The sequence below is a fragment of the Streptomyces sp. NPDC003034 genome (assembly GCF_053591375.1).
The window spans coordinates 47,322-74,105 of the sequence record NZ_JBSFTS010000022.1 but is presented as its reverse complement, the minus strand read 5'-3'; the positions used below and the strand labels follow the sequence as shown (position 1 = coordinate 74,105).

Here is a 26,784-nt window from a genome sequence, read left to right as displayed (position 1 = left end):
TCGCATGTGTCGAATGTGCGCCTTCTGAGGGCCCCTTCCTGAGCCTCGCGCCCCGAAGCGAGACCGGCCGAGCCCGTCCGCCACCAGCTGTTCACCAGCGCGGACGCCCCTCGCCCCCGCACGCGCCAGCGCCGTCGATCCGTGATGGCCCGGCCCGTACCGCGTCCCCAGATGTTTGCCCCGTGCCCGGCACCTGCTTCGCCGTGCACTCGACAGCGACGGAAATCCTGTGATCACCACAACGGGCCTCACGAAGGTCTACCAGTCCCGTGGCCGTGAGGTCACCGCCCTGGACGGCGTCGATCTCCACGTCCGCGAGGGCGAGGTCTACGGAGTCATCGGCCAGAGCGGCGCCGGCAAGTCCTCCCTGATCCGCTGCGTGAACCTGCTGGAGCGCCCCACCACCGGCACCGTGCGCGTCGACGGCACCGACCTCACCGCGCTCGCGGGCCGCGGCCGCCGCGCCGGCAAGGAACTGCGGGAGGCCCGCAGCCGCATCGGCATGGTCTTCCAGCACTTCAACCTGCTGTCCTCGCGCACCGTCCAGGGCAATGTCGAACTGCCCCTGGAGATCCTCGGCGTCCGCGGCCGCGAGCGCTCCCGCAAGGCGCTGGAACTGCTCGACCTCGTGGGCCTCGCCGACAAGGCCAAGGCCTACCCCACCCAGCTCTCCGGCGGCCAGAAGCAGCGCGTCGGCATCGCCCGCGCCCTGGCCGGCGACCCCAAGGTCCTGCTGTCGGACGAGGCCACCAGCGCCCTCGACCCCGAGACCACCCGCTCCATCCTCCAGCTGCTGCGCGACCTCAACCAGCAGCTCGGCCTGACCGTGCTGCTCATCACGCACGAGATGGACGTGGTCAAGTCGGTCTGCGACTCGGCCGCCCTCATGAAGAACGGCCGGATCATCGAGTCCGGCACGGTCGCCGAGCTGCTCGCCACCCCCGGCTCCGAGCTCGCCGGTGAACTCTTCCCCGTCACGGGCGCCGCCACCGGCCCCGACCGCACGGTGGTCGACGTCACCTTCCACGGCGACGCCGCCGCCCAGCCGGTCATCTCGCAGCTCTCGCGGACGTACAACATCGACATCTCCATCCTCGGCGCGGCGATGGACACCGTCTCCGGGCGGCAGATCGGGCGGATGCGGATGGAGCTGCCGGGCCGCTACGAGGACAACGTCGTACCCGTGGGCTTCCTGCGCGAGCAGGGCCTCCAGGTCGACCTCGTCGACGCCGACTTCGACCCCGACCCCCGCACCGGCGGGGACGCCGACGCGGAACTCGCCGCACTGGTCAAGGATGGTGCCAAGTGACCTGGTCCGAGATGCATCCCCTGCTCACCCAGGGCACCTACGACACTCTCTACATGGTGCTGTGGTCCACGCTGGTGACCGTCCTCGGCGGACTGCCCCTCGGCATCCTGCTGGTCCTCACCGACCAGGGCGGCCTCCTGCGGAACCGGCCGCTCAACAAGGTCCTCGGCGTGATCGTGAACATCGGCCGTTCGCTGCCGTTCATCATCCTGCTGATCTTCCTGATCCCCGTCACCACCGCGGTCGTCGGTACCTTCATCGGCCCCACCGCCATGATCGTCCCGCTCTCCATCGGTGCCATCCCCTTCTTCGCCCGCCTGGTCGAGACCGCCGTCCGCGAGGTGGACCACGGCCTGATCGAGGCCGTCGAGTCCATGGGCGGAGGCATCCCCACCCTGGTCGGCAAGGTGCTCCTCCCGCAGGCGCTGCCGTCCCTCGTCGCCGGCGTGACCACCACCGTCATCACCCTGGTCGGCTACTCCGCCATGGCGGGCGCCGTCGGCGGCGAAGGGCTCGGCTCCAAGGCCATCACCTACGGCTTCCAGCGCTTCGAGACCGGCTTCATGGTCGCCACCGTCGTCGTCCTGATCGCCATCGTCACGGTGATCCAGCTGCTGGGCGACGGCGTGGTCCGCCTGCTCGCCCGCCGCGGCCGGACCGGCTGACCGCCTGACCGCCCTGACCCGGACCGCCTGACCGCCCTGACCGCGGCGGCCACGGGCGCGGAACCAGACTTTCCCCTTCAGAGAGCCCGCACTTGTCGTGCTCGGGCCACCACCACCCGCAAGTCCTCGGTACTTGCAGCAAGAAAGGCACTCTTCGTGCGTAAGAACATCAAGCTCACCGCTCTGGCCACCACCGCTTCGGCGCTCGCCCTCGCCCTCACCGCCTGCGGCAGCTCCTCGGACCCGTCCTCCACCCAGGCGGACGGCGGCAAGAACGACGAGAGCAAGCCGCTCGTCATCGCCGCCTCCCCGAGCCCGCACGCCGACATCCTGAACTTCGTCAAGGACGAGCTGGCGGCGGGCGCGGGCCTCAAACTGGAGGTCAAGGAGTTCACGGACTACGTCCTGCCGAACACCGCCACCGAGCAGGGTCAGGTCACCGGCAACTACTTCCAGCACAAGCCGTACCTCGACGACTTCAACAAGAAGAACGGCACGCACATCGTGCCCGTCGCGGACGTCCACCTGGAACCCCTCGGCCTCTACTCCAAGAAGGTCAAGGCCCTCTCCGACATCAAGGCCGGCCACACCATCGCCGTCCCCAACGACACCACCAACGAGGGCCGCGCACTCCAGCTGCTCGCCGCGAACAACCTGATCACCCTCAAGGAAGGTGTCGGCACCAGCGCCAAGCTGTCCGACATCACCGACAAGAAGGGCCTGGAGTTCAAGGAGCTGGAGGCCGCCACGGTCCCGCGCGCCCTCAGCGACGTGGACGCCGCCGTCATCAACGGCAACTACGCCATCGAGGCCGGCCTCGCGCCCGCCAAGGACGCGCTGGCCCTGGAGAAGGCCGAGGGCAACCCGTACGCCAACTTCCTCGCGGTCAAGGACGGCAACCAGAACGACCCGCGGATCCAGAAGCTGGCCAAGCTGCTCAACTCCGACCAGGTCAAGAAGTTCATCGAGGAGAAGTACCAGGGCTCGGTCACCCCGGCCTTCACCACCCCTGCCTCCTGAGCCACCGGCCTCCCCCCGGAGGCCCTTCCGGCCCCGCGCGCCGCACCTCGGCGCGCGGGGCCGAGCTCTGCCCGCTCCCGGGCAACCCGGCCCTGCACATCCCCCGGCCCATGCTGCATGCTGTGGCCTACGGCCCGCACAAACGGTCCCGCACCGCCGTCGTAAGGCATCACGGTCGTAACGCAACACGGTCGCACGACGGCCGCACCACGGTCTCAGGCATGGAGCTGCGCATGACTACCACCTTCCCGGACGTCACCATCAGCACGGACCGGCTGGTGCTGCGCCCCTTCGAGGAAGACGACGTCACCGCGCTCACCGAGATGATGAACGACGAGCACGTCACCGCCTGGACCTCCGTGCCGCACCCCTACACCCGCGCCGACGCGCACGGCTGGGCCACCCTGCACTCCCACGCCGAGCGCACCGAGGGCCGCGGCATCGTCTTCGCCGTCACCGAGTTCCTCACCCAGCGCCTGGTCGGCATCGTCCACCTCCAGAACACCAACTGGCGCACCCGCGCCACCGAAGTCGGTTACGTCACCGCCCCCTGGGCCCGCGGTGAGGGATACGCCAGCGAATCCGTCCTCGCCGTCGCCGAATGGCTCTTCCGCGACCAGCGTTTCGAACGGCTGGAACTGCGCACCCCCGCCGACAACACCGCCTCCCAGCAGGTAGCCCAGAAGATCGGCTGCATCAGCGAGGGCGTGCTCCGCAACGCGTGGATAGTGCGCACCCAGACGGCCGACGGCACCTGGACCGACACCCGTACCGACCTCATCGTCTGGAGCCTGGTCCCCGAGGACCTCGAAGACGGCGATGGCTACGGCGGCTACGGCGGCTACGAGGACAAGGACGGCTACGGTTACGGCATCGGGCAGCGGGCCGACGCCAACGGGTACGCCGTCGGAGCCGACTGGAACTGATCGCTCCCACCGTCCCCCCACCGCGATGACCAGGTAGTCTCACCGTGCCCGACCCTCTCGACGAAGCTTCGCCCGCCCCCACCCCAGGAGACTGACGACGATGGCCGACCGGGTCACGGTGATCGGCTGGGACGGCTCGCCCCTGACCGCGGCCGCCCGGTCCGCGCTCTCCGCCGCCACGCTGGTGGCCGGAGCCGCGCACCATCTCGCGCTTCCCGAGGTCCCGCCCTCCGCCGAACGCGTCCGCCTCGGCAGCCTCGGCCTCGCCGCCCGCCACATCGCCGCCCACCGCGGCTCCGCCGTCGTCTTCGCCGACGGCGACCCGGGCTTCTTCGGCGTCGTACGCACCCTGCGCGCCCCGGAACACGGCCTGGAGGTGGAGGTCGTCCCGGCCGTCTCCTCCGTCGCCGCCGCCTTCGCCCGGGCCGGCATGCCCTGGGACGACGCCCAGGTCGTCGTCGCACACCCGCGCACCCTGCGCCGCGCCGTGAACGTCTGCCGGGCCCACGCCAAGGTCGCCGTCCTCACCTCCCCCGGCGCCGGCCCCGCCGAACTCGCGCTGCTCCTCGGCCCGGTCCACCGCACCTTCGTCATCTGCGAGGAACTGGGCACCGACAAGGAGCAGGTCACCGTCCTCACCTCGGACAAGGCCGCCGACCACAGCTGGCGCGACCCGAACGTCGTCATCGTCATCGGCGGCGCCGGCGCCGGCCAGGCCCCGGCCGCCGAACCGGGCTGGCTGCTCGGCCAGGGCCCGGCCCAGGGGGCCGCACGCGGCTGGGCGAGGCCGCAGGCCGACGTAGGAGAAGGGCAGACCGCGCAGCTGCGGGCCGCGCAGCTCGCCCGGCTCGGCCCGCGCATCGGCGACCTCGTCTGGGACATCGGGGCCGGCTCCGGCGCCCTCGCCGTGGACGCCGCGGCCTTCGGCGCCGCCGTCATCGCGGTCGACGCCGACCCGCAGGCCTGCGAGCGCGTAACCGCCGCCGCACGCAACCGGGGCGTACAAGTCCAGGTCGTCGCCGGGCGGGCGCCGCACGTACTGGAAGACCTTCCCGAACCCGACGTCGTCCGCGTCGGCGGCGGGGGCCCCGAGGTCGTCGCGGCCGTCGCATCCCGCCGCCCCGAACGGATCGTCAGCCACGCCTCCACGCGCGACGAAGCGGAGGCCGTCGGCCGCGCGCTCACCGAACACGGCTACGCGGTCGAATGCGCGCTGCTCCAGTCCGTGGGCCTCGACACCCGCACTTGGACGGAACAGGACCGCTCCGTCGTCTTCCTGTTGGCCGCCGGACGCCCTGTGCCCCGCTGAGGGGGAGGCCGGGGTAGGCTGGCCGATCGTCGTACTGCCCAGGACGATTCGGGCGGCGGCGCCGCCCGGACGCGCGACGTGGCGCAGTACACAGCGGACCGTGGCGGTTATGGCCGCCACGATGGCGAACGGGCGCGACAATGCTTACTGGTTGTCGCGCAGGCGTACGTGAGGCTTACGTGCCGCACGACGACCCCGCTCGTTGGTCACGTGGGCGCCGGGCGATCGTAGAGGCAACACCGATGGGCGAGGGGTACGCATGACTGACACCGGCCAGGTCCCGGGCGAGGGACTCCCGGACAGTGCGGGCATGGTGGATCAGCAGGCCGTCCCCGCTCCGGTCCAGCCGCAGCCGGCCGGTCCGGGCGGCTACGCCTTCCAGGACCTCGTGGACGACCCGGCCGGGCCCGAGGACGAAGAGCTGCTGCTGATGCCGAGCGGCCAAGGCGCGTGGAGCGACCCGCAGATCGTCCCGCCGGCGCCCGCCTTCCCCGTCGACCCCTCCTACGGCGACTCGTCCTACGGCGGCGCTTCGTACGGCGACGCCTCCCAGCCGCCGGTCTACGCAGAGCCCGCCCACGCGCAGCCTTCGTACGCCGAACAGCCCGCGTACCCCGGTTTCACGCAGCCCTCCTTCCCCGACACCACGTACAGCGCGGGCGCGCACGAGGCGGGCGGCCGGGACTCCGGCGCGCTCGACCTCGGCGGCCTGGTGGTCCCGCCGCAGATGGCGCCGGCCGCGCCCGTGACCCCGGCCCGGCGCCCCCTGCACATGGGTCCGCCCGTACCGGAGGGCACCGGCGGAGTCGTACGGTCGCTCGCGGACCGCGGCCCGGCCGCGGCCCCCGCCCCCGCAGCCCCGTCGATGGCCGCTCCGGCCGCGCCGGTTGCGGTCCGCCAGGCCGGTCCGCCGACCACCGGGCCGGAGTACCTGGACGTCCCCCGCGCCGAGGCCGCGGCCGCCCCCGCGCAGCAGCCGGGCGAGATCCCGCCGCAGGCCGGAGCGCCGTGGGCGCCGGAGCCGGTGGCTGTCCCCGAGGCCGCGGTCGAGCAGCCCGGGGAGCCGGCCGCCGAGGCCCCCGAGGCTGCCGAGGTCCCGCAGCCCGAGCCGGTGGCCGAGCCGGTGGCCGCGCCGGAGCCGGTAGCCCCGGCCGTCGCCGCCGAACCTGAGCTGCAGCCGGCGGATGCCGTAGAGGCCCCGGCCGAGCCGGTGGCGGAAGCCGCCCCCGTTGAGCCGGAGATCACGGAGGCCCCGGAGGCGCAGGCGCCGCCCGCCCCCGAGGAAACGGTGGCTGAGGCCCCGCAGCCCGAGCCCGAGCCTGCCGCCGCGCCGGATCTCGTACCGGCCGCGCCCGAAACCCCGGCGGAGCCGGCCCCCGCACAGGCCGCCGAAGCCGCGTCGGCGGAGCCGGTCCCCGCCGAGCCGGCCGCGCCCGAACCCGCCGCGGTGCAGGCGGAGGTTGAGCCCGCCGTAGCCGAAGCCGAGCCCGCCCCGGCCGCGGTGGAGGCCGAGCCGGCCGCCGCCGAAGCCGCCCCGGCCGCGGTGGAGGCCGAGCCCTCCGCTGCCGAACCCGCCCCCGCGCAGCCCGCCGAAGCCGAAGCCGCCCCGGCCGCTCCCGTCGCCGCCGACGCTGAACCGTCCGACGCCGCCGATGCTGAGCCCCCCGCCGCCGAGGTCGCCCCGGCCGCCGATGCCGAAGCCGCGCCCGCCGCGCTCCAAGCAGCCGACGCCGTGCCGGCCGCCGCCGCAGCCGAGCCCGCCGCGGCGCAGCCGCCGGTCGCCGAAGCGGAGCCCACCCCGGCCGAGCCCGCCGCAGGCGACCCGGCTCCGGGCTACGACGACGCCGAGCGCGAGGCCGTCCTGCGCGTCATGCGCGAGCGCCGGGACATCCGCAAGGGCTTCCGTACCGACCCGATCCCGCACGAGGTGCTCCTGCGCGTCCTGGAGGCCGCCCACACCGCGCCCAGCGTCGGCCACTCCCAGCCCTGGGACTTCGTCGTCATCCGCTCGGCCGAGACCCGCCGCACGATGCACGAGCTCGCCCAGCGCCAGCGCGAGGCCTACGCGAAATCGCTGCCCAAGGGCCGGGCGAAGCAGTTCAAGGAACTCAAGATCGAGGCCATCCTCGACACCCCGGTGAACATCGTCGTCACCGCCGACCCCACCCGTGGCGGCCGCCACACCCTCGGCCGGCACACCCAGCCGCAGATGGCCCCGTACTCCTCGGCGCTCGCCGTCGAGAACCTCTGGCTCGCCGCCCGCGCCGAAGGCCTCGGCGTCGGCTGGGTCAGCTTCTTCGACGAGCGCGAGATGGTCCGCGAGCTCGGCCTGCCGGAGCACCTGGAGGTCGTCGCCTACCTGTGCGTCGGCTACGTGGACGAGTTCCCGGAGGAGCCCGAGCTGGCCCAGGCCGGCTGGTCCCAGCGCCGGCCGCTGGCCTGGGTCGTGCACGAGGAGACGTACGGCCGCCGGGCGCTGCCCGGCGAGGAGCCGCACGACCTGCTCTCGGAGACGGTCGCCAGCATCCGTCCGCTCGACGCGAAGGCGCTCGGCGAGGCGTGGGAGCGGCAGAAGCGCATGACCAAGCCCGCCGGGGCCCTCGGCATGCTCGAAATCATCTCGGCGCAGCTGTCGGGCCTCTCCCGGGTCTGCCCGCCGCCGATCCCCGAACCCGCCGCCGTCGCCATCTTCGCCGGTGACCACGGGGTGCACGCCCAGGGCGTCACACCGTGGCCGCAGGAGGTCACCACGCAGATGGTGGCCAACTTCCTGGGCGGCGGGGCGGTCTGCAACGCCTTCGCCAACCAGGTCGGTGCCGAGGTCTGCGTGATCGACGTGGGCGTGGCCGGGGACCTCCCCGCCACCCCGGGCCTGCTCCCGCGCAAGGTCCGCCCCGGCACGGCGGACCTGTCCGTGGGCCCCGCGATGACGCGCGAGGAAGCGGTCGCGGCGATCGAGGTGGGCATCGAAACGGCCCGTGATCTGATCGCTGCGGGCAACAAGGCCCTGCTCACCGGTGAGATGGGCATCGCGAACACCACGGTGTCCGCGGCGCTGATCTCCGTCTTCACCGGAGTGGACCCGGCGGAGGTCACCGGACGCGGCACGGGCATCAACGACGAGACCCACGCCCGCAAGGTCGAGGTCGTGCGCCGCGCTCTGGAGTTGCACCAGCCGGACCCGGCGGACCCGGTCGGCGTACTCGCCGCGATCGGCGGCCTGGAGCACGCGGCGATCGTCGGCCTCCTCCTCGGCGGGGCCTCGCTGCGCACCCCGGTGATCCTGGACGGCGTCAGCGCCGGAGCGGCCGCCCTGGTGGCCCGGGCCATCGCCCCCGAGTCCCTGTCGGCCTGCATCGCGGGCCACCGCAGCGCGGAACCGGGCCATGTCGCGGCGCTGAACAAGCTCGGCCTGCGCCCCCTCGTGGACCTGGACCTCCGCCTCGGCGAGGGCACGGGCGCCCTCCTGGCCCTCCCCCTGGTCCAGAGCGCGGCCCGCGCGATGCACGAGGTAGCCACCTTCGACTCGGCGGGAGTCACAGAAAAATAGCCCCCCGGCGCCGGGGACGGTGACTGCCCGGGCCGGGCAGCGCCGCCGCCTTCCGGGGGCTGAGCGGCGAGATCTTCCAGCCCCGCCGGCGTTTGAGGCGCAGGGCGCCGCGGCGGCTACCCCGGTGGTCGGGTCCCGCGCCTCCCCCCGGCCGGGCCGCCGCCTTCCGGGCCGGAGCCGAGAGATCTTCCAGCCTCGCCGGCGATTGAGGCGTCGGGACCGGGAGGTGGCCCCGGCGGCCGGGTCCCCTACGGGCAGTCGCCGCCCGGCACCTCCTCGCCCCGTCCGGGGAGCCGCCGCCTTCCGAGAGGCTGAGCGGCGAGATCTTCCAGCCCCACCGGCGTTTGAGGCGCGGGGACCGGGGCGGTGACCCCGGCGGGGAACCGCCGCCCCGCGCGGACCCGCGGCCCCCCGGGTCGTATCGTGGACCCGGACACGGAAACCGCACGTCAACCCAGCCGCTCCAGCGTCGCAGCGGCCCCCCTCGCCGCACCAGGAGCCGCAACCGCCATGGCCGACACCCCCGCCTACCCCGTAGGACTCCGCCTGGCCGGCCGCCGTGTCGTCGTGATCGGCGGAGGCCAGGTCGCCCAGCGCCGACTGCCCGCGCTCATCGCGGCCGGCGCCGACGTCCTGCTGATCTCTCCCTCCGCCACCCCCTCCGTGGACGCCATGGCGGAGACCGGCGAGATCCGCTGGGAGCGCCGCCGCTACCAGGACGGCGACCTGGCCGGAGCCTGGTACGCGCTGATCGCCACCCAGAACCGCGAGGACAACGAGCGTGCCTCGGCCGAGGCCGAGCGCGAGCGGGTCTGGTGCGTGCGCGCCGACGACGCCTCCGCCGCCACCGCCTGGACCCCCGCGACGGGCCGCAGCGAGGGCGTGACCGTCGCCGTGCTCACGGGCAACGATCCGCGCCGCTCCGCCGCCGTCCGTGACGCCATCGTGGAAGGCCTGCGCGAGGGAACCCTCACCGCGCCGGCCCACCGCCGCGCCCACACCCCCGGTGTCTCCCTCGTCGGCGGCGGCCCCGGCGACCCCGACCTGATCACCGTCCGCGGCCGTCGCCTCCTCGCCGAGGCCGATGTCGTCATCGCCGACCGGCTGGGCCCCCGCGACCTGCTGGACGAGCTGCCGCCGCACGTCGAGGTCATCGACGCCGCGAAGATCCCGTACGGCCGGTTCATGGCCCAGGAGGCCATCAACAACGCGCTGATCGAGCACGCCAAGGCCGGAAAGGCCGTGGTCCGGCTCAAGGGCGGGGACCCGTACGTCTTCGGCCGCGGCATGGAAGAGCTCCAGGCCCTCGCCGAGGCGGGCATCCCGTGCACGGTCGTCCCCGGCATCTCCAGCTCGATCTCCGTGCCCGGCGCCGTCGGCATCCCGGTCACCCACCGGGGCGTGGCCCACGAGTTCACCGTCGTCAGCGGTCACGTCGGCCCCGACGACCCGCGTTCGCTCGTGGACTGGGCCTCTCTCGCCAAGCTCACCGGAACTCTGGTGATCCTCATGGGCGTCGACAAGATCGGCTCGATCGCCGACGCCCTGGTCCGCCACGGCCGTTCGCCGGACACCCCGGTCGCCGTCGTCCAGGAGGGCACCACCGCCGCCCAGCGCCGCGTGGACGCCACGCTCGCCACGGTCGGCGAGACGGTCCGCGCGCACGAAGTCCGCCCGCCCGCGGTCATCGTCATCGGCGAGGTCGTCAGGGTCAACGCGGCACCCCGCACGACCGGCGTCTGAAACACCGGCGGCCGACAAGGCCGTTGGCACCCGTTGACACCCGTTGGCACCACACCCAGGACAAGGCAGTATCACCCCGTGGCCGATCTCATCACCGTCGAAGACCCGGACGACCCGCGCCTGCGCGACTACACGGGTCTGACCGACGTGGAGCTGCGGCGCCGCCGCGAGCCCGCGGAGGGGCTGTTCATCGCCGAGGGCGAGAAGGTCATCAGACGCGCCAAGGACGCCGGGTACGAGATGCGCTCGATGCTGCTCTCCGCGAAGTGGGTCGACGTCATGCGCGACGTCATCGAGGAACTCCCGGCGCCGGTCTACGCCGTGAGCCCGGAGCTCGCCGAGCGCGTCACCGGCTACCACGTGCACCGCGGCGCCCTCGCCTCCATGCAGCGCAAGCCGCTGCCGACGGCCGAGGAACTCCTCGCGTCCACGCGCCGCGTGGTCATCATGGAGGCGGTCAACGACCACACCAACATCGGCGCCATCTTCCGCAGCGCCGCCGCCCTCGGCATGGACGCGGTGCTGCTGTCGCCGGACTGCGCGGACCCGCTCTACCGCCGCTCGGTGAAAGTTTCCATGGGCGCGGTGTTCTCCGTCCCGTACGCCCGGCTGGACGCCTGGCCCAAGGGCCTGGACTCCGTCCGCGAGGCGGGCTTCAAGCTGCTCGCCCTGACCCCGCACCAGAAGGCCTCGCCGATCGACGTGGCGGCGCCGCACTCCCTGGAACGGGTCGCCCTGATGCTCGGAGCCGAGGGTGACGGCCTGTCGACGCAAGCACTGGTCGCGGCCGACGAGTGGGTACGGATCCCCATGGCGCACGGCGTCGACTCGCTGAACGTGGGCGCGGCCGCCGCGGTCGCCTTCTACGCGGTGGCGCAGAACCGCGAAGCCGGCTAGGGCCCGTCGCCCGGCCGTTCTCGCAGGCCCGCCGCGGACCGCGGCGCGCCTACAGCTTCTGGGCCGCCGCGATGCCCAGGGCCACGATCAGGGTCACCACGACGAAGACGATCAGCCGCTGCCGCATCAGCTTCGGGTCCGGCCGGGAGGGACGGCGGCCCGCGCCCGTCGTGCGCGGGGCCGGGCGGCCGCCCGAGCGGCCCGCCGTCGACCGGGACGACGAGGGGCCGCCCGGATTCCGCGCGGACGAGGGGCGCGATTGCGGGCCGCTCCGGGGCCGGGGCGTGCTGCCGCCCGTACGGCGCTCCGTACGCTGGCCCGCGTACAGGTCGGTCTGCTCGGCCCGGTCGGCCTGCCGCTCGGAGCGCTGCGCCGGCGGGCGGCCGTCCGAGAGGCCCTGGGCCTCGCGCGCCGCGATCTCCTTGAGCCGCATGGACAGCTGGAGCGTGCTCGGCCGGTCCTCGGGATCCTTGGCCAGGCAGGCCTCCACGAGGGGTGCGAGCGCGTCCGGGACCCCGTGGAGCTGGGCCTCCTCGTGCACGACGCGGTAGAGCATGACCTCGGAACTGCCGTGCCCGAAGGGCGAGTCGGCGGTCGCGGCGTACGCCAGGGTGGCGCCGAGGGCGAAGACGTCCGTGGCGGGGGTGACGGCGGCGCCGCGCACCTGCTCGGGCGCGAGGAAGCCGGGGGAGCCGACGGCCGTCCCCACATGGGTCAGCGTGCTGGCCCCGGTGGCCCAGGCGATCCCGAAGTCGATGATGCGGGGGCCCTTGGGGGACAGCAGGATGTTCGAGGGCTTGAGGTCCCGGTGGACGACGCCCGCTTCGTGCACGGCGACCAGCCCCTCGGAGAGCGCGGCGCCGATGGCGGCGATCTGCGAGGCCGTCAGGGGACCTTCCTCGGTCACCTTGTCGTGCAGGGAGGGGCCGGGGACGTACTGGGTGGCGAACCAGGGCCGCTCGGCCTCCAGGTCCGCCGCGACCAGCCGTGCCGTGCACCCGCCGCGGATCCGCCGGGCCGCGGACACCTCGCGGGCGAACCGCGAGCGGAACTCCTGGTCCTCGGCCAGATCCGGCCGGATGACCTTGAGCGCGACGCGCTGGCCGCGCCGGTCCGACCCCAGATAGACCACGCCCATACCGCCGGCGCCGAGGCGCCGGTGCAGTCTGAACGAGCCGACGACACGCGGGTCCTCGCGCCGGAGCCGCATCATCGCCATGTCCACCCCGCTGACCGGTCGTCCTGTTGACGTGCCACAGCTTACGGACCATCCGCCGCGCGCGCTCAGAGGCCGCGCCCTCGTCACGGGATTCGATCGTCTGTGCGCCACCGCCCACTTGAGGGTGTTTCAGTGGTATCGACCGATGGCCACGGCGCGGCAACTGCCAGTGTCAAGCGCCTTTGGCACCAAGGGGATTGGAGGGCGCAGGGGGGCGGCCGCCCGGCGTGACGCGCCCGCGCGACGACCCCAGCCGAATCGATCTTGCAGACAGGCTCGCCCGCGGACACGCGTCGACGGGGAGTGACGGAAGTGAGCGAAGTCACTACCCTCCGGTCATCCCCTCCGGGCAGACCCCGACGGCGGGGGAGCGGTCTCCACCCAGAGGAGTACACGTACGTGCCCTCCTCATCCTCCCGGAGGCCTGCCAATGGGTACGAAGGCATGAGGCCAGGCGCCTTGCGGCCGCCTAGTGTTGAGGACAAGCGGCGGGTGGTGCACTCGTCCCCCGAGGTCAGAAGCCCGCCGCTGCCAGACGACAGGGAGAGGGCCATGGCGGACTTCGCACGGCAGGGACGCAAGGCATTCGCGTTCAACGGCCATGAGTCCGGTACGCGACACCCGCTGGTGGCCGCGGCCATGGTCCTTCCCCTGGCCGCCGTCCTGCTCTTCCTCTTCGGAGGATTCGAGCAGGTGGCGGCGCAGGCGTCGTCCGTGGGCTCGATGCTGGGGCGCTGAGCGGCGCCCCAGGTCCGGGAGAGCGGCCCGGGCCGGGACATCGGCCTGTCGACCCCGTGGGGACGGGGGAGCGACGGACGGCAGGGAAGGGGTGCTGCCCGTACGACTGGAGAGTCGTACGGGCAGCACCCTTTTCTCATGCCGTCCTGGTGCCTTCTCCTGCTGCCTTGCCCCGGGGGGAACGCGGAAGCCCCGGCCGTCGAAACGGCCGGGGCTTGCGGGTGGTGCGCGATACTGGGATTGAACCAGTGACCTCTTCCGTGTCAGGGAAGCGCTCTCCCGCTGAGCTAATCGCGCGGGCTCCACGGCGCGACGGCCGCAGGTCTGGCAGGTACTGCGTGCGCGATACTGGGATTGAACCAGTGACCTCTTCCGTGTCAGGGAAGCGCTCTCCCGCTGAGCTAATCGCGCGGGGATCCTTGCGGACCAGTGGACGATACTGGGATTGAACCAGTGACCTCTTCCGTGTCAGGGAAGCGCTCTCCCGCTGAGCTAATCGTCCTTGGAGGTGGAGACGGGATTTGAACCCGTGTAGACGGCTTTGCAGGCCGTTGCCTCGCCTCTCGGCCACTCCACCATGGAGCCGTGGGGATTCTCGGGAAGATCCCCCACTTCGAGCGGACGACGAGACTCGAACTCGCGACATCCACCTTGGCAAGGTGGTGCTCTACCAACTGAGCTACGTCCGCAGGTCACCGTGCTCGCTCCGGGGTTTTGCCCCTTCGCTCCCTGGCGACGTGTTGAACTCTAGCGGATTCCCCGGCCAGCTCAAAAACACGTTTCCGCAGCGTGCTGCCGCTCGATCACCCTCGGTCACCTGCCCGTCACCTCACCGGCGGCCCGGCGTCACCGGCCATAGACTCGCAGCCGTGCACGACCTGCCTCCCCTGGCCCGCTTCGGCGGCCTGCTCGCGACCGACCTCCGAGACGTCACCAGTGATCCCGCCGCCCTTGACTCCACCGGTTTCTGGGCGGTGACCGCGGACTTCGAAGGGCGGCTCGTCTGCGCGCGCTTCGGGGACATACGCCCCGACCCCGTCCCGGCGCCCCTCCCCGGGGCCTGGCGGGGTCCCGGCGCCGACGCCTGGTCCTCCTCGCTCGACCGCGTCGCGTACACCGCCGGCGTACGCCGCATCCGCGAGCACATAGCGGCCGGCGAGGTCTACCAGGCCAATCTGTGCCGCGTGATGTCCGCGCCGCTGCCCGACCCGGACGGCGCGGATGTCGACGCGCTCACCGCACTGCTCGCGCGCGGCAATCCGGCGCCCTATGCAGGAACGATTCGGCTTCCCGCCCACGGCGTCGAGATCGCCACCGCCTCCCCCGAGCTGTACCTGCGCCGCTCCGGCGGGCAGGTCGAGTCCGGCCCCATCAAGGGCACCGGCCGCACCGCAGCCGACCTGCTGCCCAAGGACCACGCCGAGAACGTCATGATCGTGGACCTCGTACGCAACGACCTCGGCCGGGTCTGCGCCACCGGCTCCGTCACCGTCCCCGAGCTGTGCGCCGTCGAGGAGCACCCCGGCCTGGTCCACCTGGTCTCCACCGTCAGCGGAGAACTCGCCGAAGGCGCCGGCTGGCCCGAGCTGCTCGCCGCCACGTTCCCGCCCGGCTCCGTCACAGGCGCGCCCAAGTCCTCCGCCCTGCGGATCATCGAGGCCCTGGAGACCGCCCCCCGCGGCCCCTATTGCGGCGGCATCGGCTGGGTCGACGCCGACCGGGGCGCCGCCGAGCTGGCCGTCGGCATCCGCACCTTCTGGATCGACCGCGCGGCCCCCGGCGGCCCCCGCCTGCTCTTCGGCACCGGCGCCGGCATCACCTGGGGCTCCGACCCCGACCGCGAATGGGCCGAGACCGAACTGAAGGCCGCCCGCCTGCTGAGGGTAGCGTCGGGGGCCCACGAGGTGACCGGTACCCGTGGGACGACCGGAAGGACCGTACGGTGAGGATCTGGCTCGACGGAGCGCTGCGGGACGCGGACAGCGCGCGGGTATCCGTTTTCGACCACGGGCTGACCGTGGGCGACGGCGTCTTCGAGACGCTCAAAGTGGAGCGCGGCGAGCTTTTCGCGCCCACCCGCCACCTGGAGCGGCTGACCCGCTCGGCCCGGGGCCTCGGCCTGCCGGACCCCGACCTGGACGAGGTACGGGCGGCCTGCGCGGCCGTCCTCGCGGAGCGGGAGGTGGCGCTCGGGCGGCTGCGCATCACCTACACGGGGGGTGTCTCCCCGCTCGGCTCCGACCGCGGCGAGGCCGGACCGACCCTGATCGTCGCCGTCGGGGAGACCACCCGCCGCCCGGACACGACCGCCGTCGTCACCGTCCCCTGGGTCCGCAACGAGCGCAGCGCCGTGGCCGGCCTGAAGACGACCTCGTACGCCGAGAACGTCGTCGCGCTCGCCGCCGCCCACCGGGCCGGGGCCTCCGAGGCGCTCTTCGCCAACACCACCGGGCGGCTCTGCGAGGGCACCGGCTCGAACGTGTTCGTCGTCCTCGACGGGGAACTGCACACCCCGCCCGTGGCCTCCGGCTGCCTCGCGGGGATCACCCGGGCGCTCGTCGTCGCATGGTCGGGCGCCAAGGAGACCGACCTGCCCTTCGAGGCGCTGGAACGGGCCGAAGAGGTCTTCCTGACCTCCTCCCTGCGCGATGTGCAGGCCGTCCACCGGATCGACGGCCGGGAGCTCGCCGCCACCCCGGGCCCGGTCACCGCAGAGGCGATGCGGACCTTCGCCGCACGCGCCGCCGACGACCTGGACCCCTGAGCCCAGTACGGCGACGGGGGCTGTCGCGGGGGCCGCGGGGCGGGTAGAACTCGGTTGATGACCACAACCCTGCGGCCGTCCGGGCCGCTTCAGCAGAGCACCGGCGGGGCGCGCTCACGCCCGTACGAGATCCGGGTCAACAGCAGGCGCGTCGGCGCCCTGCTGATCGCCACCGACACCCCGTTCGGACCGACGGTCGGGGAGATCCGCGACCTCGCCGTGGACGAGCCCGACCGGCGGCGCGGCAGGGCCACCGTGGCCGCGCTCGCCGCCGAGGAGGTGCTGCGCGGCTGGGGCTGCCGCCGGGTCCGCGCCTCGGTACCGGCCGGTTCGGCGGGCGGCCTGCGCATGGCCGAGGCCCTCGGGTACACCGAATACAGCCGCAACATGGCCAAGGAGCTCCCGGCGGAGCCGCCCGCCCTCTCCGAGGGGGTGACCGGCCGTCCCATGACGGAGGCCGAGTACGAGGTCTGGTTCGCCGAGGCGCTCCGCGGCTACGCGCAGGACCTCGCCAGCCGCGGCATGCCGCAGGAGGCCGCGCACGCCAAGTCGGTGGCCGATCACGAAGCCAAGCTGCCCCGCGGCCTGGCCAGCCCCGGAACCACCCTCTGCGTCCTGGAGGCGGCCGGTACGCCCGTCGGGCACGTGTGGACCGCGCCGGGCGGGGAGGGCGCGTACGTCTTCGACGTCGGGGTGAAGCCCGGTCACCGCGGCCGGGGATACGGCCGCGCCCTGATGCTGCTGGCGGAGCGCACGGCCCTCGCCGAGGGGTACCGGGTGCTGGGACTCCAGGTCTTCGCGGGCAACACCCCGGCCTTGCGGCTCTACGAGTCCCTCGGCTACCGGACGACGAACCTCAACTACGCCAAGGACCTGCTCTAGGGCGTGTCTTTCGGATCTTGCCGGGCCCGCGCTGCCCGGCACCGCACCTCGCTGCGTTGTCGGGGCTTCCAGGTACGTCCAGTACGAGGCAAGCTCCTCCGCCTTGCGATGCACGGCGCCGGACAACGCGGGCTCGGCCGACACGATCCGAAAGACACGCCCTAGCCGCGGTCCTCGTCCTCGTCCTCTTCCCGGTCCCGGTACTCGGCGGAGGCCAGCAGGCGGTCGGCGATCTCCTCGATGCGGGCGCGCAGCCCTTCCTGGCTCTTGCCGCCGTCGAGGCGCTCGCCGCCGATCACGTACGTCGGCGTGCCCGTCACACCGATGGCCTTGCCCTCGGCCTGGTCGGCGTCGACGATCAGGATGTGCCGCCCGTCGATCAGGGCGGTGTCGAACTCCTCGACGTCGAGGCCGAGTTCCCGCGCCACGTCCAGCAGCACCGGCTCGCCCCGCTCGCCCAGCTCCGCGGCACGCGCGAGCACGGCCTCCGTGTACGGCCAGCCCTGCCCCTGCTCCACCGCCTCCTCGGCGGCCTGCGCCGCGGCGAAGGAGTGCTTGTGCTTCTCCAGCGGGAAGTGGCGCAGCCGGATGTCCAGCCGGCCGCCGTAGCGGGCGCGCAGGGCGCGCACGTCGTCCAGGGCGCTGTGGCAGTCCGGGCACTGCAGTTCGCACCAGACGTCGAGGATCACGGAATCGGTCATACGGACAGTCTCCCAGCACCGTGCGGCCCGCACTGACCGGGACCTGGGGAGTAGGCGGGACCCGGAGATCTCCCGGAGATCCGTGGCGGCGCGGCCCCGGACCTGGCCCGTACGGCGACGGCCGGTGCAGGATGGAGAGGGACAGACCGCCCAGCCATGGAGGACCGCATGCTTGCCGAGACCATATGCTCCGCGGTGTCCGCGGCGGGCCTGGGCATCGCCGCGCTGACCGCTTTCCGCAGGCGCTTCCTGACCGCCGCGCGCATCGCGGCGTACGCGCTGGTGCCGGTCGCCCTGGTGATGACGGGCCTGGTGCAGTGGGTGTCCGGAATCGTTTTCAACCCGACCGTCTGGGCCGGCTTCGGGCTCCTGGCGCTGGCCTGGCTGCTCCTCGTCACGACCCGCGCCGTCGAGCGCCGGCGGCTGCGGAGGGCGGGCGAGCCGCAGAGCCCCTCCAGGGCCGCCAAGGGCGCCCCGGCCCGCGAGGCCGTCGCCCCGACCTCTTCGACCCCGTCCCTCGGCGCCGGCGCCGGCGCCGGCCCACGGCCGGCCGCGTCCGGGAAGCCCGGGTCCGCGGCGGCCGACGAGGACTTCTCCGACATCGAGGCCATCCTCAAGAAGCACGGCATCTGAGCCGGTCCACGAGATCGGGGGAACCATCACCCGTACGGTGGCGTGTTGACGGTCCAACAGCGGCGCGCTGCGCGATCATCGCCCCGACATGCTCGACACCTCGCACCATGATCCGTCGGGTCCCGCGCCGGTCCCCGCTCCCGTCGCCGAGGAGCCGCGCGGGTGCCTCTTCGCGCTCTCCCAGCCACCCCTGATGATCTTCCTCGGCGTGATCGGCTCCCTCTTACTGCTTGCCGCCGTGCACGATCTCTTCGTGCTGTGACACGCCGGGTCCGTGCCCGGAGAGGCCGCCGGGCACGTCCGCCGAGCCCGCCGCTCCCGCGTCGGCTTCCTTGCGCCGGGCCCGGTACGCCGCCACGTGCAGCCGGTTCCCGCAGGTCCGGCTGTCGCAGTAGCGCCGCGAGCGGTTGCGGGAGAGGTCGACGAAGGCGCGCCGGCAGTCAGGTGCCTCGCAGCGGCGCAGCCGCTCCTCTTCGCCGGAGACCACGATGAAGGCCAGCGCCATGCCGCCGTCCGCCGCCAGGTGGTCGCCCACCGACGCCCCCGGAGCGAAGTAGTGCACGTGCCAGTCGTAGCCGTCGTGGTCGGTCAGCTGCGGGGTGGTGCCGGCGGTCGCGACCAGCTCGTTGATCAGCGTGGCCGCCGCCCGGGGGTTCGGCGCCGCGAACACCTGGGCGAACTTCGCCCGCACCGTCCGGACCCCGGCCAGGTCGCGGGCGCCGAGCTCACCGACGTCGCTGATCGCGTACTCGTGGACGAAGGCCCGCAGCGCGCCGATGTCCGCCAGCCCGTCGGGCTGGTCCGCCTCGGCCGCGGTGTTCACCAGCGCGACGACGACGTCGAGCGCGCGACGGGTGTCGTGGGGGATCTGCACGGGGTCTCCCTCAAGGGCCGGGCCTGCGACGACGGGCCGGTACCGCCGTTGGTGGCCGACTCTAGCGGGTCCCCCGGGGGGTGGCCCCGTGGATCAGGCGGGGCCCGCCGGACGCTCCGTGCGACGCCTCCACGCGCACCGGCGCCGTCCTCGCGGATGGCTTCCGCGAGAACAGCGCCGGCATGGACGTATGGGATTGTGCGGCCCGCACCGTCGCCCCGAGTCGGACGGTGTCGAGCGGCTGAGGGCCTGGCTCAGGATTCGGCCAGGATGTGGGAGAGCTCCTTGTCGAGGTCGAAGTGCCGGTGTTCGGTCCCGGGTGGGACCGCGGCGTCCGTCCGCTTGAGGAACGACTCAAGTGCTCGGGCGGGTGCTTCGAGCAGTGCTTCTCCCTCCGGGGAGCTCAGGGCGATGCAGACGACGCCCTGACCGTGGCTGCGGGACGGCCAGACGCGGACGTCGCCGGTACCGGTGGGCCGGTGGAGGCCCTCTGCGAGGAGGTCGCGGGCGAATACCCATTCGACCGTCTCCTCGGCGCCGGTGTGGAAGGTGGCGTGCACGGCGTAGGGATCGGCCGTGTCATACCGCAGGCCCGCGGGAACAGGCAGTGAGGACTCGCTCGACACAACGAGGCGCAGGTGCAGCTCGCAGCTGACCGTGGTGTTCATAAGCGCCAGGGCCTTTCGCTCAGTGTGCGCTCGGGGATTCGCACGTCGGCGAAATCGACATGCCACCTACGGTGCCGTTGTAAACCCCTCTGACCGTTTTGCGGACCTCTGGGTCCCTCGTACGGCGGATCCAAACCACCATTCACGTGTGCTGCGGCTCCGCTTCCGGCTCGGGTAGATTCGACCCCATGAATACGGGGAGTGACCGCGGGCCCGAGTCCGCAGCCGATGAGTCCACCGCAGCCGACGAGTCCACCAAGGAAGCCACAGCGCCGGCGGCGCACGTATCGAAAGCGCCCGAGTTCATCAAGTCCCGGCGGACCCTGCACCTCAGCTGGCAGGTCGGCGTCTTCGTCGTCGGGCTCGCCGTCATCGGCGCCGGCGTGGCGATGCTGGTGCTGCCCGGGCCGGGATGGGTCGCGATCTTCGCCGGCCTGGCGATCTGGGCCACGGAATTCGCGTGGGCCCACTTCGTGCTGCGCTGGACCAAGCGCAAGGTCACCGAGGCCGCGCAGAAGGCGCTCGACCCCAAGGTGCGCCGCCGCAACCTCATCCTGACCACCGTGGGTCTGGTCGTCGCGGCCGCGCTGATCGGCTTCTACCTCTGGAAGTACGGCCTCGTGCTGCCGTGGAACCTCAAGGACCAGTGACCGGCCGCGGAGGGGCCCGGGGGCTGGTCGAGGAGCACCGCTGACATGCGGTAACGTTTGCGGTGCGTCCGGGCGATTAGCTCAGTGGGAGAGCACTTCGTTCACACCGAAGGGGTCACTGGTTCGAACCCAGTATCGCCCACCCGGACCAAAGGCCCGGAGACTTCACCGTCTCCGGGCCTTCGGCGTTACCGGAGCCGGCCGAGCGCGTCCCGCAGGCGCCGGGCGTCGCGCAGCCGCTTCTCGTACGTCGCCCCCACCGCCAGCAGCAGCAGGCCCGCCAGCGCCGGCGGCAGCCAGCGCGGGAGCGCGCCCGCGACCTGTACCACGTACGGGGCCAGCTCGTGCAGTGCCACCGCTGCCAGCACGGCGCCGCCCAGCAGGAGCGGGGCCCGCAGCCGCCGGTTGGCGCCCGCCAGGGTCACCCCAAGCGCGGCCAGACCCAGCAGCAGCGGCCGCAGCCAATGCGCGTCGCCCCAGGCGGCCAGCAGGCTCGGCAGCAGGGTCGCCGCCAGGCCGGGGCCGTACGCCGTCCAGGACGAGGCCCGCTCGTCCCGGCGGCGCCGCAGCAGACCCACCGCGAGGGCGGGCACCGTCACCGGCAGGGTGTACGCCTCCGGCTCCGCGACCCCGGCCGAGGCGAGCCGCACCCAGCTCGCCGCCACGAACAGCGCCCCCGCCGCCCAGCCCAGCACGCGCCGGTCCGCACGCACCGCCGCCCCCGCGCAGACCACCCCGGCCAGCGACAGGACCAGCGCCAGCACGAGCGCGTCCCGGCAGGCCAGAGCCACCGCAAGCACCACGGCCGCCGCCGCCGCGCCCTCCGCGGGGACGCGGACGCCGCCCAGCCGGGGCCCCGCCGCGGCCACCGCCGCGGGGACGGCCAGCACCGGGAGCGCCCACCACACCACCGGCCACTGCGCGGCCGCGCCGGCCGCCACCAGCACACCGGTGGCGTAACCGACGGCGCCGACGGCCGCCCCGGAGCGGGCCCAGTGGAGCGCGCCCCTGTACGCCGCTGTCACCGCGCAGCCGACGCCCAGCAGGCCCCAGACGAGGAAGGTGGCCGCCCGGCCGTCCAGGGCGGCCACGGACACGTTGGCGGCCCCCAGCAGCGCGCACACCGCCGCCGCGATCGCGGCGCCGCCCGCCGCGGACCGCAGGGCGAGCGCCCCGGCGGCCGCCGTCACCGCCAGCTGCGCGGCGAACACCGCCGCCACCGGCAGGCCGAGCAGCAGCGGCGCCGTGAACAGACCCGACCAGGCCAGCACCACCGCCACCACGCCGGGCTCCGGCCGCGACAGCCCCCGGCCCAGCCAGTGGGCCGCGCCCGCCGTGATCAGCAGGATGACCACCGCCGCTGCCCCCGGCCCGTCGGCATCCGGCAGCGGGGTCGTCGCCGCCCACACCTCGGCCAGCACCCGTACGCGCCCCAGCAGCGCTGGCGCCGCCGCCGAGCAGGCCGCCACGGCTGCCAGGACGGCCACCACCGCTCCGGCCCGTGCCAGCCCGCGCCGGACCGCCGCCGGGAACGCGGCCGCCCGTACCGCCGCCAGCAGCGGCAGCGCGAGCAGCAGGTGGACCACCAGCACCCAGCCCGATTCCGCCCAGCTCGGCTGCGCCGTCGGACCGGTCAGCGCCGGCCGCGCCACACCGCCGAGCGCCGTCACCCAGGCGAGTCCGCCCGCCAGCGCGGCGGCCGAGGCGCGCGGCTCACGCCGGGCCACCGCCACACCGAGCGCCGCGCCCGCCAGCAGCAGCGCCGCCGGTGCCAGGGCCCGCGCGGCCGAAGCCGCCGCCCACACCTCGGCCACCCCGGTCAGCAGCGCCCCCGCGCCCAGCAGCGCCCCGGGCACGGCGGCCATCCGCACCCGCAGGGCGAGGGCCGCGTCGAGCGCGGCCGTGGCGAGCAGCGCCCAGCCGAGGTCCAAGGGGCCCGCCTGCGCGGCGAGCGCCGCCAGCGGCAGCGGCAACTGCGCCGCCAGGACCGCCGCGGGGACCGGGAGGGCCAGCTTCGGCAGCCCCAGCCCGTACCCGGCCCACACCACGGCCAGCACCGCGGCGGCCCCCGCCACATAGCCGAGACCGTCCGCGTCCGGCATGCCCGTCACCCGCAGGGCGTACGCGTCCAGCACCGTCAGCAGCAGCCCCACCGCCGCCACCGACTCCGCCGTCGACCTCAGCCCGCGGCGCAGCAGCGCCGCGGGCGCGGCCAGCGCCGCCGCCGTCACCACGGCCAGCACCACCGAGCGCCCGGCGATCCCGAGGGACCCCCAACTCACCAGCGTGAAGGCCAGCGCGGCCACCGCCAGCAGCACCGCGCCAAGCACGAGCAGTACGTTCTGCGCGCTCGGCGCCGAGGCGTCCTTCACCGGCCGGGGAGGCACCCCGGCGGCGGCCCGGCCGGCGGCAAGCGCCCCGGGCTGGTGCAGCGCGCGCAGCAGCCAGTCGCGGCGGGACAGCAAGTACAGCCGCCGGGAGTCGAGTTGAGCCAGTTCGCGGTCGATGAGCGCCAGCTCCTCGGCCGGCGGCAGGGTCGTGTTCATAGTGCGGAGTGTGGCGGCCGTCACGCCATCAGGCATGGGCGCGCGTACTCAGATCCGCGCTGAGTACGCACGGAATGCGGGAACCGGGCGTGCCCGCGGCCGCCCCGGGCAGACTGGCTCCATGGACCGCAGCCCCTGGGACCGATGGAGCCGCTACCGCTTCCGCAGCGTGTGGGACCTCGACGCCCCGCCGTCGGCCGTGTACGCCGTCCTGGAACAGGGCGAGGAGTACCCGCGCTGGTGGCCCCAGATCCGCCGGACCGAACCGGCCGGCGACCGCGCCGGCGGAGCGGTCGTCCGCTCCGTGCTGCCGTACGCGCTGCGCGTCACCGCCACCGAGCTCCTGCGCGACCCCCGGCGGGGCGTACTCGAAATGGCCCTCCACGGAGACCTCGACGGCTGGGCGCGGTGGACCGTACGGCCCCGCGGTGGAGCGGACGGCCGGCGGACCCGTGTGCTGTACGAGCAGGAGGTGGAGGTGCGCCGGCCGCTGATGCGGTTGCTCTCGCTGCCCGGGCGGCCGGTGTTCCGGCTCAACCACAGTCTGATGATGCGGGCCGGGCGACGGGGCCTCGCGGCGCATCTGGCGGCCGGCCCGAGGGCGGTTTGAACCAGCCCCGGGCCTTCTGTATTGTTCAGTGCGTTCCCGGGCGATTAGCTCAGCGGGAGAGCACTTCGTTCACACCGAAGGGGTCACTGGTTCGATCCCAGTATCGCCCACCGGGACAGGCCGGTCCGTCTGATGACGGACCGGCCTTCCGCATGTGGGGGCGGAGCACCGGGCGCCCGGTGTCCTACGCCGCCGTCGACAGGTCGGGCCGCAGCGGCCAGTGCGGATCCACCGGCTCCGGCGTCCCCTGGCGCGCGAACCACGCCTGCAAACCCCGCGCCTGCGCCGCGTGCCACACCTGCTGGAGCGTGTGCAGTTCGGCCGGTGTCAGCCGCTCCAGCCGCCCCGCGAACCGGCGCCCCACGGCCCGCACCAGCTCCAGCGAGGCCAGCGCGTCCGCCCCCGCGTCGTGCGCGGCCTCCAGCTCGATCCCGTAGTGCGCGCACAGGTCGGTCAGCGTCCGGCGCCCCTTGCGGTAGCGGTCCAAGTGCTTGTCCAGCACCCGCGGATCCAGCACCGTCAGCGGCCGGTTGTCCAGATAGCGCGCCAGCGAAGACGCTCGGTGCCGGCGCAACTCCCGGTCCAGCAGCGTCAGATCGAACGGAGCGTTCATCACCACCACCGGCCGGCCCGCCACCTGCTGCTCGCCGAGCGCCCGGGCTATCTCCTCCACCACCGGCGCCGGCCAGCGGCCGTGGTGCTGGAGGTGCTCATCGGTGAGACCGTGCACCTCCGTGGCACCCGGGGGGACCGGAATGCCTGGATTGACCAGCCAGCGGGTGGAGCGGACACGGCCGCCCGCGCACTCCTGCACGACGAGCGCGGCGGATACGATCCGGTCCTGCTCGACGTCCACCCCGGTCGTCTCGGTGTCGAATGCGGCCAGCGGGCCCTCGTACCAGCGTGTCATGGCGAACTCCTCGTCCCCGGCGGACAGATGGGGCCGCACCCGGAACACGCGGCCCCTGCCCGAATCGGTGATACCCGGGCCGTTTGCCCCGTACGCCGTTTGCGGGATCCCCGGTACGGAGACAACTTCCGCAGGGGCCCGCACACATGACCGGTCATCAACCGCCCATACCGTGACGGCGCGTCATCCCCTGACACCCACTCACCCACCCACCCACGGCAGAGCCCGGAAGGCATGGGGAGCCGGCCATGGCGCTCGCGCAGCCCGAACCGGGCGGGGTGCTGGCGGGGCAGATCGATCCGCGGACCGGTACGCCGGACGGTGAGCGGACCGGACCGCTGCGCGGCGCACTCGCCACCACCGCCTGCATGGAGACCCTTCAAGTGGGATACCTGCACGCCGTCGCCGCCGCGGCCGGCTGCTCGCTCTCCCAGCCCTTCCCGGACAACGGCATCGACTGGCACGTCAGCCACGGGGCGCCCGAGCACCTCGTGGACGACGAGGTCACCGTCAAGGTGCAGTTGAAGGCCACCTACCAGATACCGCCCGTACCGGCCGGACCCACCTTCGCCTTCACCCTCGACAACGAGCACCTCGTCAAACTGGCCCGCACCCCGGTCGCCGTCCACAAGATCCTCGTCGTCATGCTCGTCCCGCGCGAGCGCGACGACTGGCTGGCCGCCGGGCACGACCGGCTCGATCTGCGGCACTGCTGCTACTGGACCAACCTCGCCGGACATCCCGTGACCGGCCGGCGCCGGACCACCGTACGGATCCCCACCACGCGGATCTTCGACGACCGGGCGCTGTGCGAGATCATGACCCGGGTCGGGTCGGGAGGGACACCCTGATGCACTGGCACTCACCGAATCTCGAACCGCTGCCGTCCCCGGAGCAGGGGGAGCGCGGGGGGTCCGCGCCATCCGCCCGGTACGGGGAAGGCGGCGAACGGGGGGCGTACGGGAACGGCGTGAGCGCACAGGATCCGCATGCCGTCACCCCCGATCCCGCGCAGGTCGACCCGCTCGTGCTGGGCGCGCTGCTGCGCCGGCACGGCTGGCTGCGCCGGGGCGGGCCGCCCGGCCGGTACGGGCGCTGGACACCGCCCGCCACCCACCCTGGGGGCAGCGGCGGCACCAGCCTCCTCGTCCCCGAGTCCCGGGCCTTCCCCGACTGCGCGGACCTGCTGGAGGAGGCGCTGACCGCCCTCTCGCGCAGCGCACTCCCCTCGGCGCGGGAGGTGCTCTACGGCCTGAGCGTGCCCAGCGACGAGATCCGCTGGGACCGGGCGATCCCCGAGGGGCCGTACGGGCTCCGGGGCGAGGCCGCGTGGACGGTGCAGGAGCAGCTGCGCTCGGCGGCCAGGCAGCTCCTGCTGGCCGGGGCGCTGGCGGACCGGGCCCGGGCCGGGTACTACGGCGCCCGCTACCGCGCACAGGCCGAAGGCTCCCTCGACGGGGTCCTGGTCGGCCCGTCACCCGGCGGCCGGCGGCTCACCGCGTACGTCCCCGTCGGCGGGGGACGGGGCACCGTGACCCGGCTCCACCACGCACTGCACGCCGCCCGGGAAGCCGTGGACTACCGGCGGGCCACCGGCGGCATGGAGGCCTTCGACGCCGCGGTGCGGGCCGGGGTCAGCCGGGAGCTCGCCGACGCACTGATCGCGCTGGTCCGGGGCTCCGAGGGGGCCCGCGTCTCGCTCGCCTGGGCGCCGGCGGCGGGGGTCCCGGCGGGGTGCGCGGCCCGGCCGGAGCCGGTGGAGTTCTCCCCCGGGGACCTGCCGGTGCTCCGCGAGGCGGCGGCCCGCTACACCCGGGCCGAGCCGGCCGTCCCGGTCCGGATCGTGGGCGCGGTGGTACGGATGCGCCGCTCGGCCCCGGGGAGCGGGGGCAGGGTCCGGCTGCGGGTGCTCGCGGGGGCGGAGGTCCCGTACGTCCGCGCCGCGCTGGACGAGGAGGCGTACCGGGTGGCGGGCCACGCGCACCTGGTGGGACTGCCGATCCGGCTCACCGGCCGGCTCCAGCGGCGCGGCGGCTTCCGGCGCTTGACGGATGCCGCGGAGGTGACGCCGGTGCCGCTGGACGAGGTCGAGCGCGACCGCCTGATGAAGTCCCTGGAGGACGCCTTCGATCCCGCGGACATGCTGCCGTCGGACGACTGACCGCGGGGC

General features: G+C 73.7%; 23 protein-coding genes, 7 tRNA genes and 1 pseudogene. 20 read left to right on the top strand and 11 right to left on the bottom strand.

Features of this window, described 5'->3' with window-relative positions:
- The first annotated feature begins 229 nt into the window (after positions 1-229).
- The 8 genes from ACWDX7_RS21450 (at position 230) to ACWDX7_RS21415 (ending at position 11,419) form a co-directional block, all read left to right on the top strand.
- Positions 230-1,309, top strand: coding sequence for a methionine ABC transporter ATP-binding protein (locus tag ACWDX7_RS21450; RefSeq protein ID WP_451490656.1), 1,080 nt, complete (start codon positions 230-232; stop codon positions 1,307-1,309).
- Positions 1,306-1,974, top strand: a complete 669-nt coding sequence (locus ACWDX7_RS21445; protein ID WP_451490655.1) for a methionine ABC transporter permease — start codon at positions 1,306-1,308, stop codon at positions 1,972-1,974. The genes ACWDX7_RS21450 and ACWDX7_RS21445 overlap by 4 nt, the downstream gene beginning before the upstream one ends.
- 156 nt (positions 1,975-2,130) lie before the next feature.
- Positions 2,131-2,994, top strand: a complete 864-nt coding sequence (locus tag ACWDX7_RS21440; RefSeq protein WP_451490654.1) for a MetQ/NlpA family ABC transporter substrate-binding protein — start codon at positions 2,131-2,133, stop codon at positions 2,992-2,994.
- Between the two features lie 233 nt (positions 2,995-3,227).
- Positions 3,228-3,920, top strand: a complete 693-nt coding sequence (locus ACWDX7_RS21435; protein ID WP_451490653.1) for a GNAT family N-acetyltransferase — start codon at positions 3,228-3,230, stop codon at positions 3,918-3,920.
- Positions 3,921-4,020: 100 nt separating this feature from the next.
- Complete coding sequence (cbiE, locus tag ACWDX7_RS21430) at positions 4,021-5,229, top strand: precorrin-6y C5,15-methyltransferase (decarboxylating) subunit CbiE (RefSeq protein WP_451490652.1); 1,209 nt, start codon at positions 4,021-4,023, stop codon at positions 5,227-5,229.
- 259 nt (positions 5,230-5,488) lie between these two features.
- Positions 5,489-8,779 carry a nicotinate-nucleotide--dimethylbenzimidazole phosphoribosyltransferase gene (cobT, locus tag ACWDX7_RS21425; protein WP_451490651.1) on the top strand — a complete coding sequence of 1,097 codons (3,291 nt, stop codon included), beginning with the start codon at positions 5,489-5,491 and terminating at the stop codon, positions 8,777-8,779.
- A 510-nt stretch (positions 8,780-9,289) separates the two neighbouring features.
- A complete protein-coding gene (gene cobA / locus ACWDX7_RS21420; protein ID WP_451490650.1) occupies positions 9,290-10,522 on the top strand; it encodes a uroporphyrinogen-III C-methyltransferase in 1,233 nt (410 codons plus the stop codon).
- Between the two features lie 78 nt (positions 10,523-10,600).
- Positions 10,601-11,419 carry a TrmH family RNA methyltransferase gene (locus ACWDX7_RS21415; RefSeq protein WP_451490649.1) on the top strand — a complete coding sequence of 273 codons (819 nt, stop codon included), beginning with the start codon at positions 10,601-10,603 and terminating at the stop codon, positions 11,417-11,419.
- Between the two features lie 49 nt (positions 11,420-11,468).
- Here the strand turns inward: ACWDX7_RS21415 and ACWDX7_RS21410 are convergent, their stop codons facing one another.
- Positions 11,469-12,638, bottom strand: coding sequence for a serine/threonine-protein kinase (locus ACWDX7_RS21410; RefSeq protein WP_451490648.1), 1,170 nt, complete (start codon positions 12,636-12,638; stop codon positions 11,469-11,471).
- A gap of 552 nt (positions 12,639-13,190) precedes the next feature.
- Between ACWDX7_RS21410 and ACWDX7_RS21405 the strand changes: the two genes are divergently transcribed.
- Complete coding sequence (locus tag ACWDX7_RS21405) at positions 13,191-13,376, top strand: hypothetical protein (RefSeq protein WP_451490647.1); 186 nt, start codon at positions 13,191-13,193, stop codon at positions 13,374-13,376.
- A 222-nt stretch (positions 13,377-13,598) separates the two neighbouring features.
- On the opposite strand, the gene ACWDX7_RS21400 is transcribed toward ACWDX7_RS21405, so the two are convergent.
- From ACWDX7_RS21400 to ACWDX7_RS21380, 5 genes are all read right to left on the bottom strand, one after another.
- Positions 13,599-13,673, bottom strand: a tRNA-Val gene (locus ACWDX7_RS21400).
- Between the two features lie 42 nt (positions 13,674-13,715).
- A tRNA-Val gene (locus ACWDX7_RS21395) sits at positions 13,716-13,787 on the bottom strand.
- A gap of 19 nt (positions 13,788-13,806) precedes the next feature.
- Positions 13,807-13,878: transfer RNA gene (locus tag ACWDX7_RS21390), tRNA-Val, on the bottom strand.
- Between the two features lies 1 nt (position 13,879).
- Positions 13,880-13,953: transfer RNA gene (locus tag ACWDX7_RS21385), tRNA-Cys, on the bottom strand.
- A gap of 39 nt (positions 13,954-13,992) precedes the next feature.
- Positions 13,993-14,065 (bottom strand) — tRNA-Gly (locus ACWDX7_RS21380).
- A 180-nt stretch (positions 14,066-14,245) separates the two neighbouring features.
- Here ACWDX7_RS21380 and ACWDX7_RS21375 point away from each other — a divergent pair.
- From ACWDX7_RS21375 to ACWDX7_RS21365, 3 genes are read left to right on the top strand one after another with little or no spacing between them, the layout of a single operon-like run.
- Positions 14,246-15,322, top strand: a complete 1,077-nt coding sequence (locus tag ACWDX7_RS21375; protein ID WP_451490646.1) for a chorismate-binding protein — start codon at positions 14,246-14,248, stop codon at positions 15,320-15,322.
- Positions 15,319-16,140 carry an aminotransferase class IV gene (locus tag ACWDX7_RS21370; protein WP_451490645.1) on the top strand — a complete coding sequence of 274 codons (822 nt, stop codon included), beginning with the start codon at positions 15,319-15,321 and terminating at the stop codon, positions 16,138-16,140. The genes ACWDX7_RS21375 and ACWDX7_RS21370 overlap by 4 nt, the downstream gene beginning before the upstream one ends.
- A gap of 57 nt (positions 16,141-16,197) precedes the next feature.
- On the top strand, positions 16,198-17,022 hold the full coding sequence (locus ACWDX7_RS21365) for a GNAT family N-acetyltransferase (RefSeq protein WP_451490644.1): 825 nt from the start codon (positions 16,198-16,200) through the stop codon (positions 17,020-17,022).
- 161 nt (positions 17,023-17,183) lie between these two features.
- Here ACWDX7_RS21365 and ACWDX7_RS21360 read toward each other — a convergent pair whose 3' ends face one another.
- Positions 17,184-17,723, bottom strand: coding sequence for a DsbA family protein (locus tag ACWDX7_RS21360; RefSeq protein WP_451490643.1), 540 nt, complete (start codon positions 17,721-17,723; stop codon positions 17,184-17,186).
- 168 nt (positions 17,724-17,891) lie between these two features.
- Here ACWDX7_RS21360 and ACWDX7_RS21355 point away from each other — a divergent pair, with 168 nt between their 5' ends.
- Entirely contained in the window at positions 17,892-18,356 is a 465-nt protein-coding gene (locus ACWDX7_RS21355) for a hypothetical protein (protein WP_451490642.1), read from the top strand.
- Between the two features lie 88 nt (positions 18,357-18,444).
- Positions 18,445-18,618 (top strand): hypothetical protein, encoded by a 174-nt coding sequence (locus ACWDX7_RS21350; RefSeq protein WP_451490641.1) that lies wholly within the window; start codon positions 18,445-18,447, stop codon positions 18,616-18,618.
- A 57-nt stretch (positions 18,619-18,675) separates the two neighbouring features.
- Here the strand turns inward: ACWDX7_RS21350 and ACWDX7_RS21345 are convergent.
- Together ACWDX7_RS21345 and ACWDX7_RS21340 are read right to left on the bottom strand one after the other, a co-directional pair.
- A pseudogene (locus tag ACWDX7_RS21345) lies at positions 18,676-19,230 on the bottom strand (CGNR zinc finger domain-containing protein); the annotation flags it as partial.
- A 254-nt stretch (positions 19,231-19,484) separates the two neighbouring features.
- Complete coding sequence (locus ACWDX7_RS21340) at positions 19,485-19,898, bottom strand: SsgA family sporulation/cell division regulator (RefSeq protein WP_030011909.1); 414 nt, start codon at positions 19,896-19,898, stop codon at positions 19,485-19,487.
- A gap of 188 nt (positions 19,899-20,086) precedes the next feature.
- On the opposite strand from ACWDX7_RS21340, the gene ACWDX7_RS21335 reads away from it, so the two are divergent.
- Positions 20,087-20,548 carry a TIGR02611 family protein gene (locus ACWDX7_RS21335; RefSeq protein WP_451490640.1) on the top strand — a complete coding sequence of 154 codons (462 nt, stop codon included), beginning with the start codon at positions 20,087-20,089 and terminating at the stop codon, positions 20,546-20,548.
- A 70-nt stretch (positions 20,549-20,618) separates the two neighbouring features.
- Positions 20,619-20,690: transfer RNA gene (locus ACWDX7_RS21330), tRNA-Val, on the top strand.
- 46 nt (positions 20,691-20,736) lie between these two features.
- On the opposite strand, the gene ACWDX7_RS21325 is transcribed toward ACWDX7_RS21330, so the two are convergent.
- Positions 20,737-23,094: an SCO7613 C-terminal domain-containing membrane protein gene (locus ACWDX7_RS21325; RefSeq protein ID WP_451490639.1), complete on the bottom strand. Its 2,358-nt coding sequence runs from the start codon at positions 23,092-23,094 to the stop codon at positions 20,737-20,739.
- A gap of 121 nt (positions 23,095-23,215) precedes the next feature.
- On the opposite strand from ACWDX7_RS21325, the gene ACWDX7_RS21320 reads away from it, so the two are divergent.
- Both ACWDX7_RS21320 and ACWDX7_RS21315 read left to right on the top strand, forming a co-directional pair.
- A complete protein-coding gene (locus ACWDX7_RS21320; RefSeq protein WP_451490638.1) occupies positions 23,216-23,704 on the top strand; it encodes an SRPBCC family protein in 489 nt (162 codons plus the stop codon).
- Between the two features lie 38 nt (positions 23,705-23,742).
- Positions 23,743-23,814: transfer RNA gene (locus tag ACWDX7_RS21315), tRNA-Val, on the top strand.
- A 74-nt stretch (positions 23,815-23,888) separates the two neighbouring features.
- Here ACWDX7_RS21315 and ACWDX7_RS21310 read toward each other — a convergent pair.
- Positions 23,889-24,614, bottom strand: coding sequence for an exonuclease domain-containing protein (locus tag ACWDX7_RS21310; protein ID WP_451490637.1), 726 nt, complete (start codon positions 24,612-24,614; stop codon positions 23,889-23,891).
- A 248-nt stretch (positions 24,615-24,862) separates the two neighbouring features.
- Here ACWDX7_RS21310 and ACWDX7_RS21305 point away from each other — a divergent pair, with 248 nt between their 5' ends.
- The gene (locus ACWDX7_RS21305; protein ID WP_451490636.1) at positions 24,863-25,465 is read left to right on the top strand and encodes a DUF4365 domain-containing protein; all 603 of its coding nucleotides are present in this window, start codon (positions 24,863-24,865) and stop codon (positions 25,463-25,465) included.
- A 119-nt stretch (positions 25,466-25,584) separates the two neighbouring features.
- Positions 25,585-26,775, top strand: coding sequence for a hypothetical protein (locus ACWDX7_RS21300; protein ID WP_451490635.1), 1,191 nt, complete (start codon positions 25,585-25,587; stop codon positions 26,773-26,775).
- Positions 26,776-26,784: the final 9 nt, after the last annotated feature.

Bases quoted from the DNA above. Each gene is read 5' to 3' on its own strand.
- cbiE (WP_451490652.1), top strand. From the start codon at position 4,021: ATGGCCGACCGGGTCACGGTGATCGGCTGGGACGGCTCGCCCCTGACC.
- ACWDX7_RS21365 (WP_451490644.1), top strand. From the start codon at position 16,198: ATGACCACAACCCTGCGGCCGTCCGGGCCGCTTCAGCAGAGCACCGGC.
- ACWDX7_RS21355 (WP_451490642.1), top strand. From the start codon at position 17,892: ATGCTTGCCGAGACCATATGCTCCGCGGTGTCCGCGGCGGGCCTGGGC.
- ACWDX7_RS21410 (WP_451490648.1), bottom strand. From the start codon at position 12,638: ATGGCGATGATGCGGCTCCGGCGCGAGGACCCGCGTGTCGTCGGCTCG.
- ACWDX7_RS21350 (WP_451490641.1), top strand. From the start codon at position 18,445: ATGCTCGACACCTCGCACCATGATCCGTCGGGTCCCGCGCCGGTCCCC.
- ACWDX7_RS21340 (WP_030011909.1), bottom strand. From the start codon at position 19,898: ATGAACACCACGGTCAGCTGCGAGCTGCACCTGCGCCTCGTTGTGTCG.
- ACWDX7_RS21335 (WP_451490640.1), top strand. From the start codon at position 20,087: ATGAATACGGGGAGTGACCGCGGGCCCGAGTCCGCAGCCGATGAGTCC.
- ACWDX7_RS21360 (WP_451490643.1), bottom strand. From the start codon at position 17,723: ATGACCGATTCCGTGATCCTCGACGTCTGGTGCGAACTGCAGTGCCCG.
- ACWDX7_RS21405 (WP_451490647.1), top strand. From the start codon at position 13,191: ATGGCGGACTTCGCACGGCAGGGACGCAAGGCATTCGCGTTCAACGGC.
- ACWDX7_RS21435 (WP_451490653.1), top strand. From the start codon at position 3,228: ATGACTACCACCTTCCCGGACGTCACCATCAGCACGGACCGGCTGGTG.
- ACWDX7_RS21305 (WP_451490636.1), top strand. From the start codon at position 24,863: ATGGCGCTCGCGCAGCCCGAACCGGGCGGGGTGCTGGCGGGGCAGATC.
- cobT (WP_451490651.1), top strand. From the start codon at position 5,489: ATGACTGACACCGGCCAGGTCCCGGGCGAGGGACTCCCGGACAGTGCG.
- cobA (WP_451490650.1), top strand. From the start codon at position 9,290: ATGGCCGACACCCCCGCCTACCCCGTAGGACTCCGCCTGGCCGGCCGC.
- ACWDX7_RS21325 (WP_451490639.1), bottom strand. From the start codon at position 23,094: ATGAACACGACCCTGCCGCCGGCCGAGGAGCTGGCGCTCATCGACCGC.
- ACWDX7_RS21310 (WP_451490637.1), bottom strand. From the start codon at position 24,614: ATGACACGCTGGTACGAGGGCCCGCTGGCCGCATTCGACACCGAGACG.
- ACWDX7_RS21320 (WP_451490638.1), top strand. From the start codon at position 23,216: ATGGACCGCAGCCCCTGGGACCGATGGAGCCGCTACCGCTTCCGCAGC.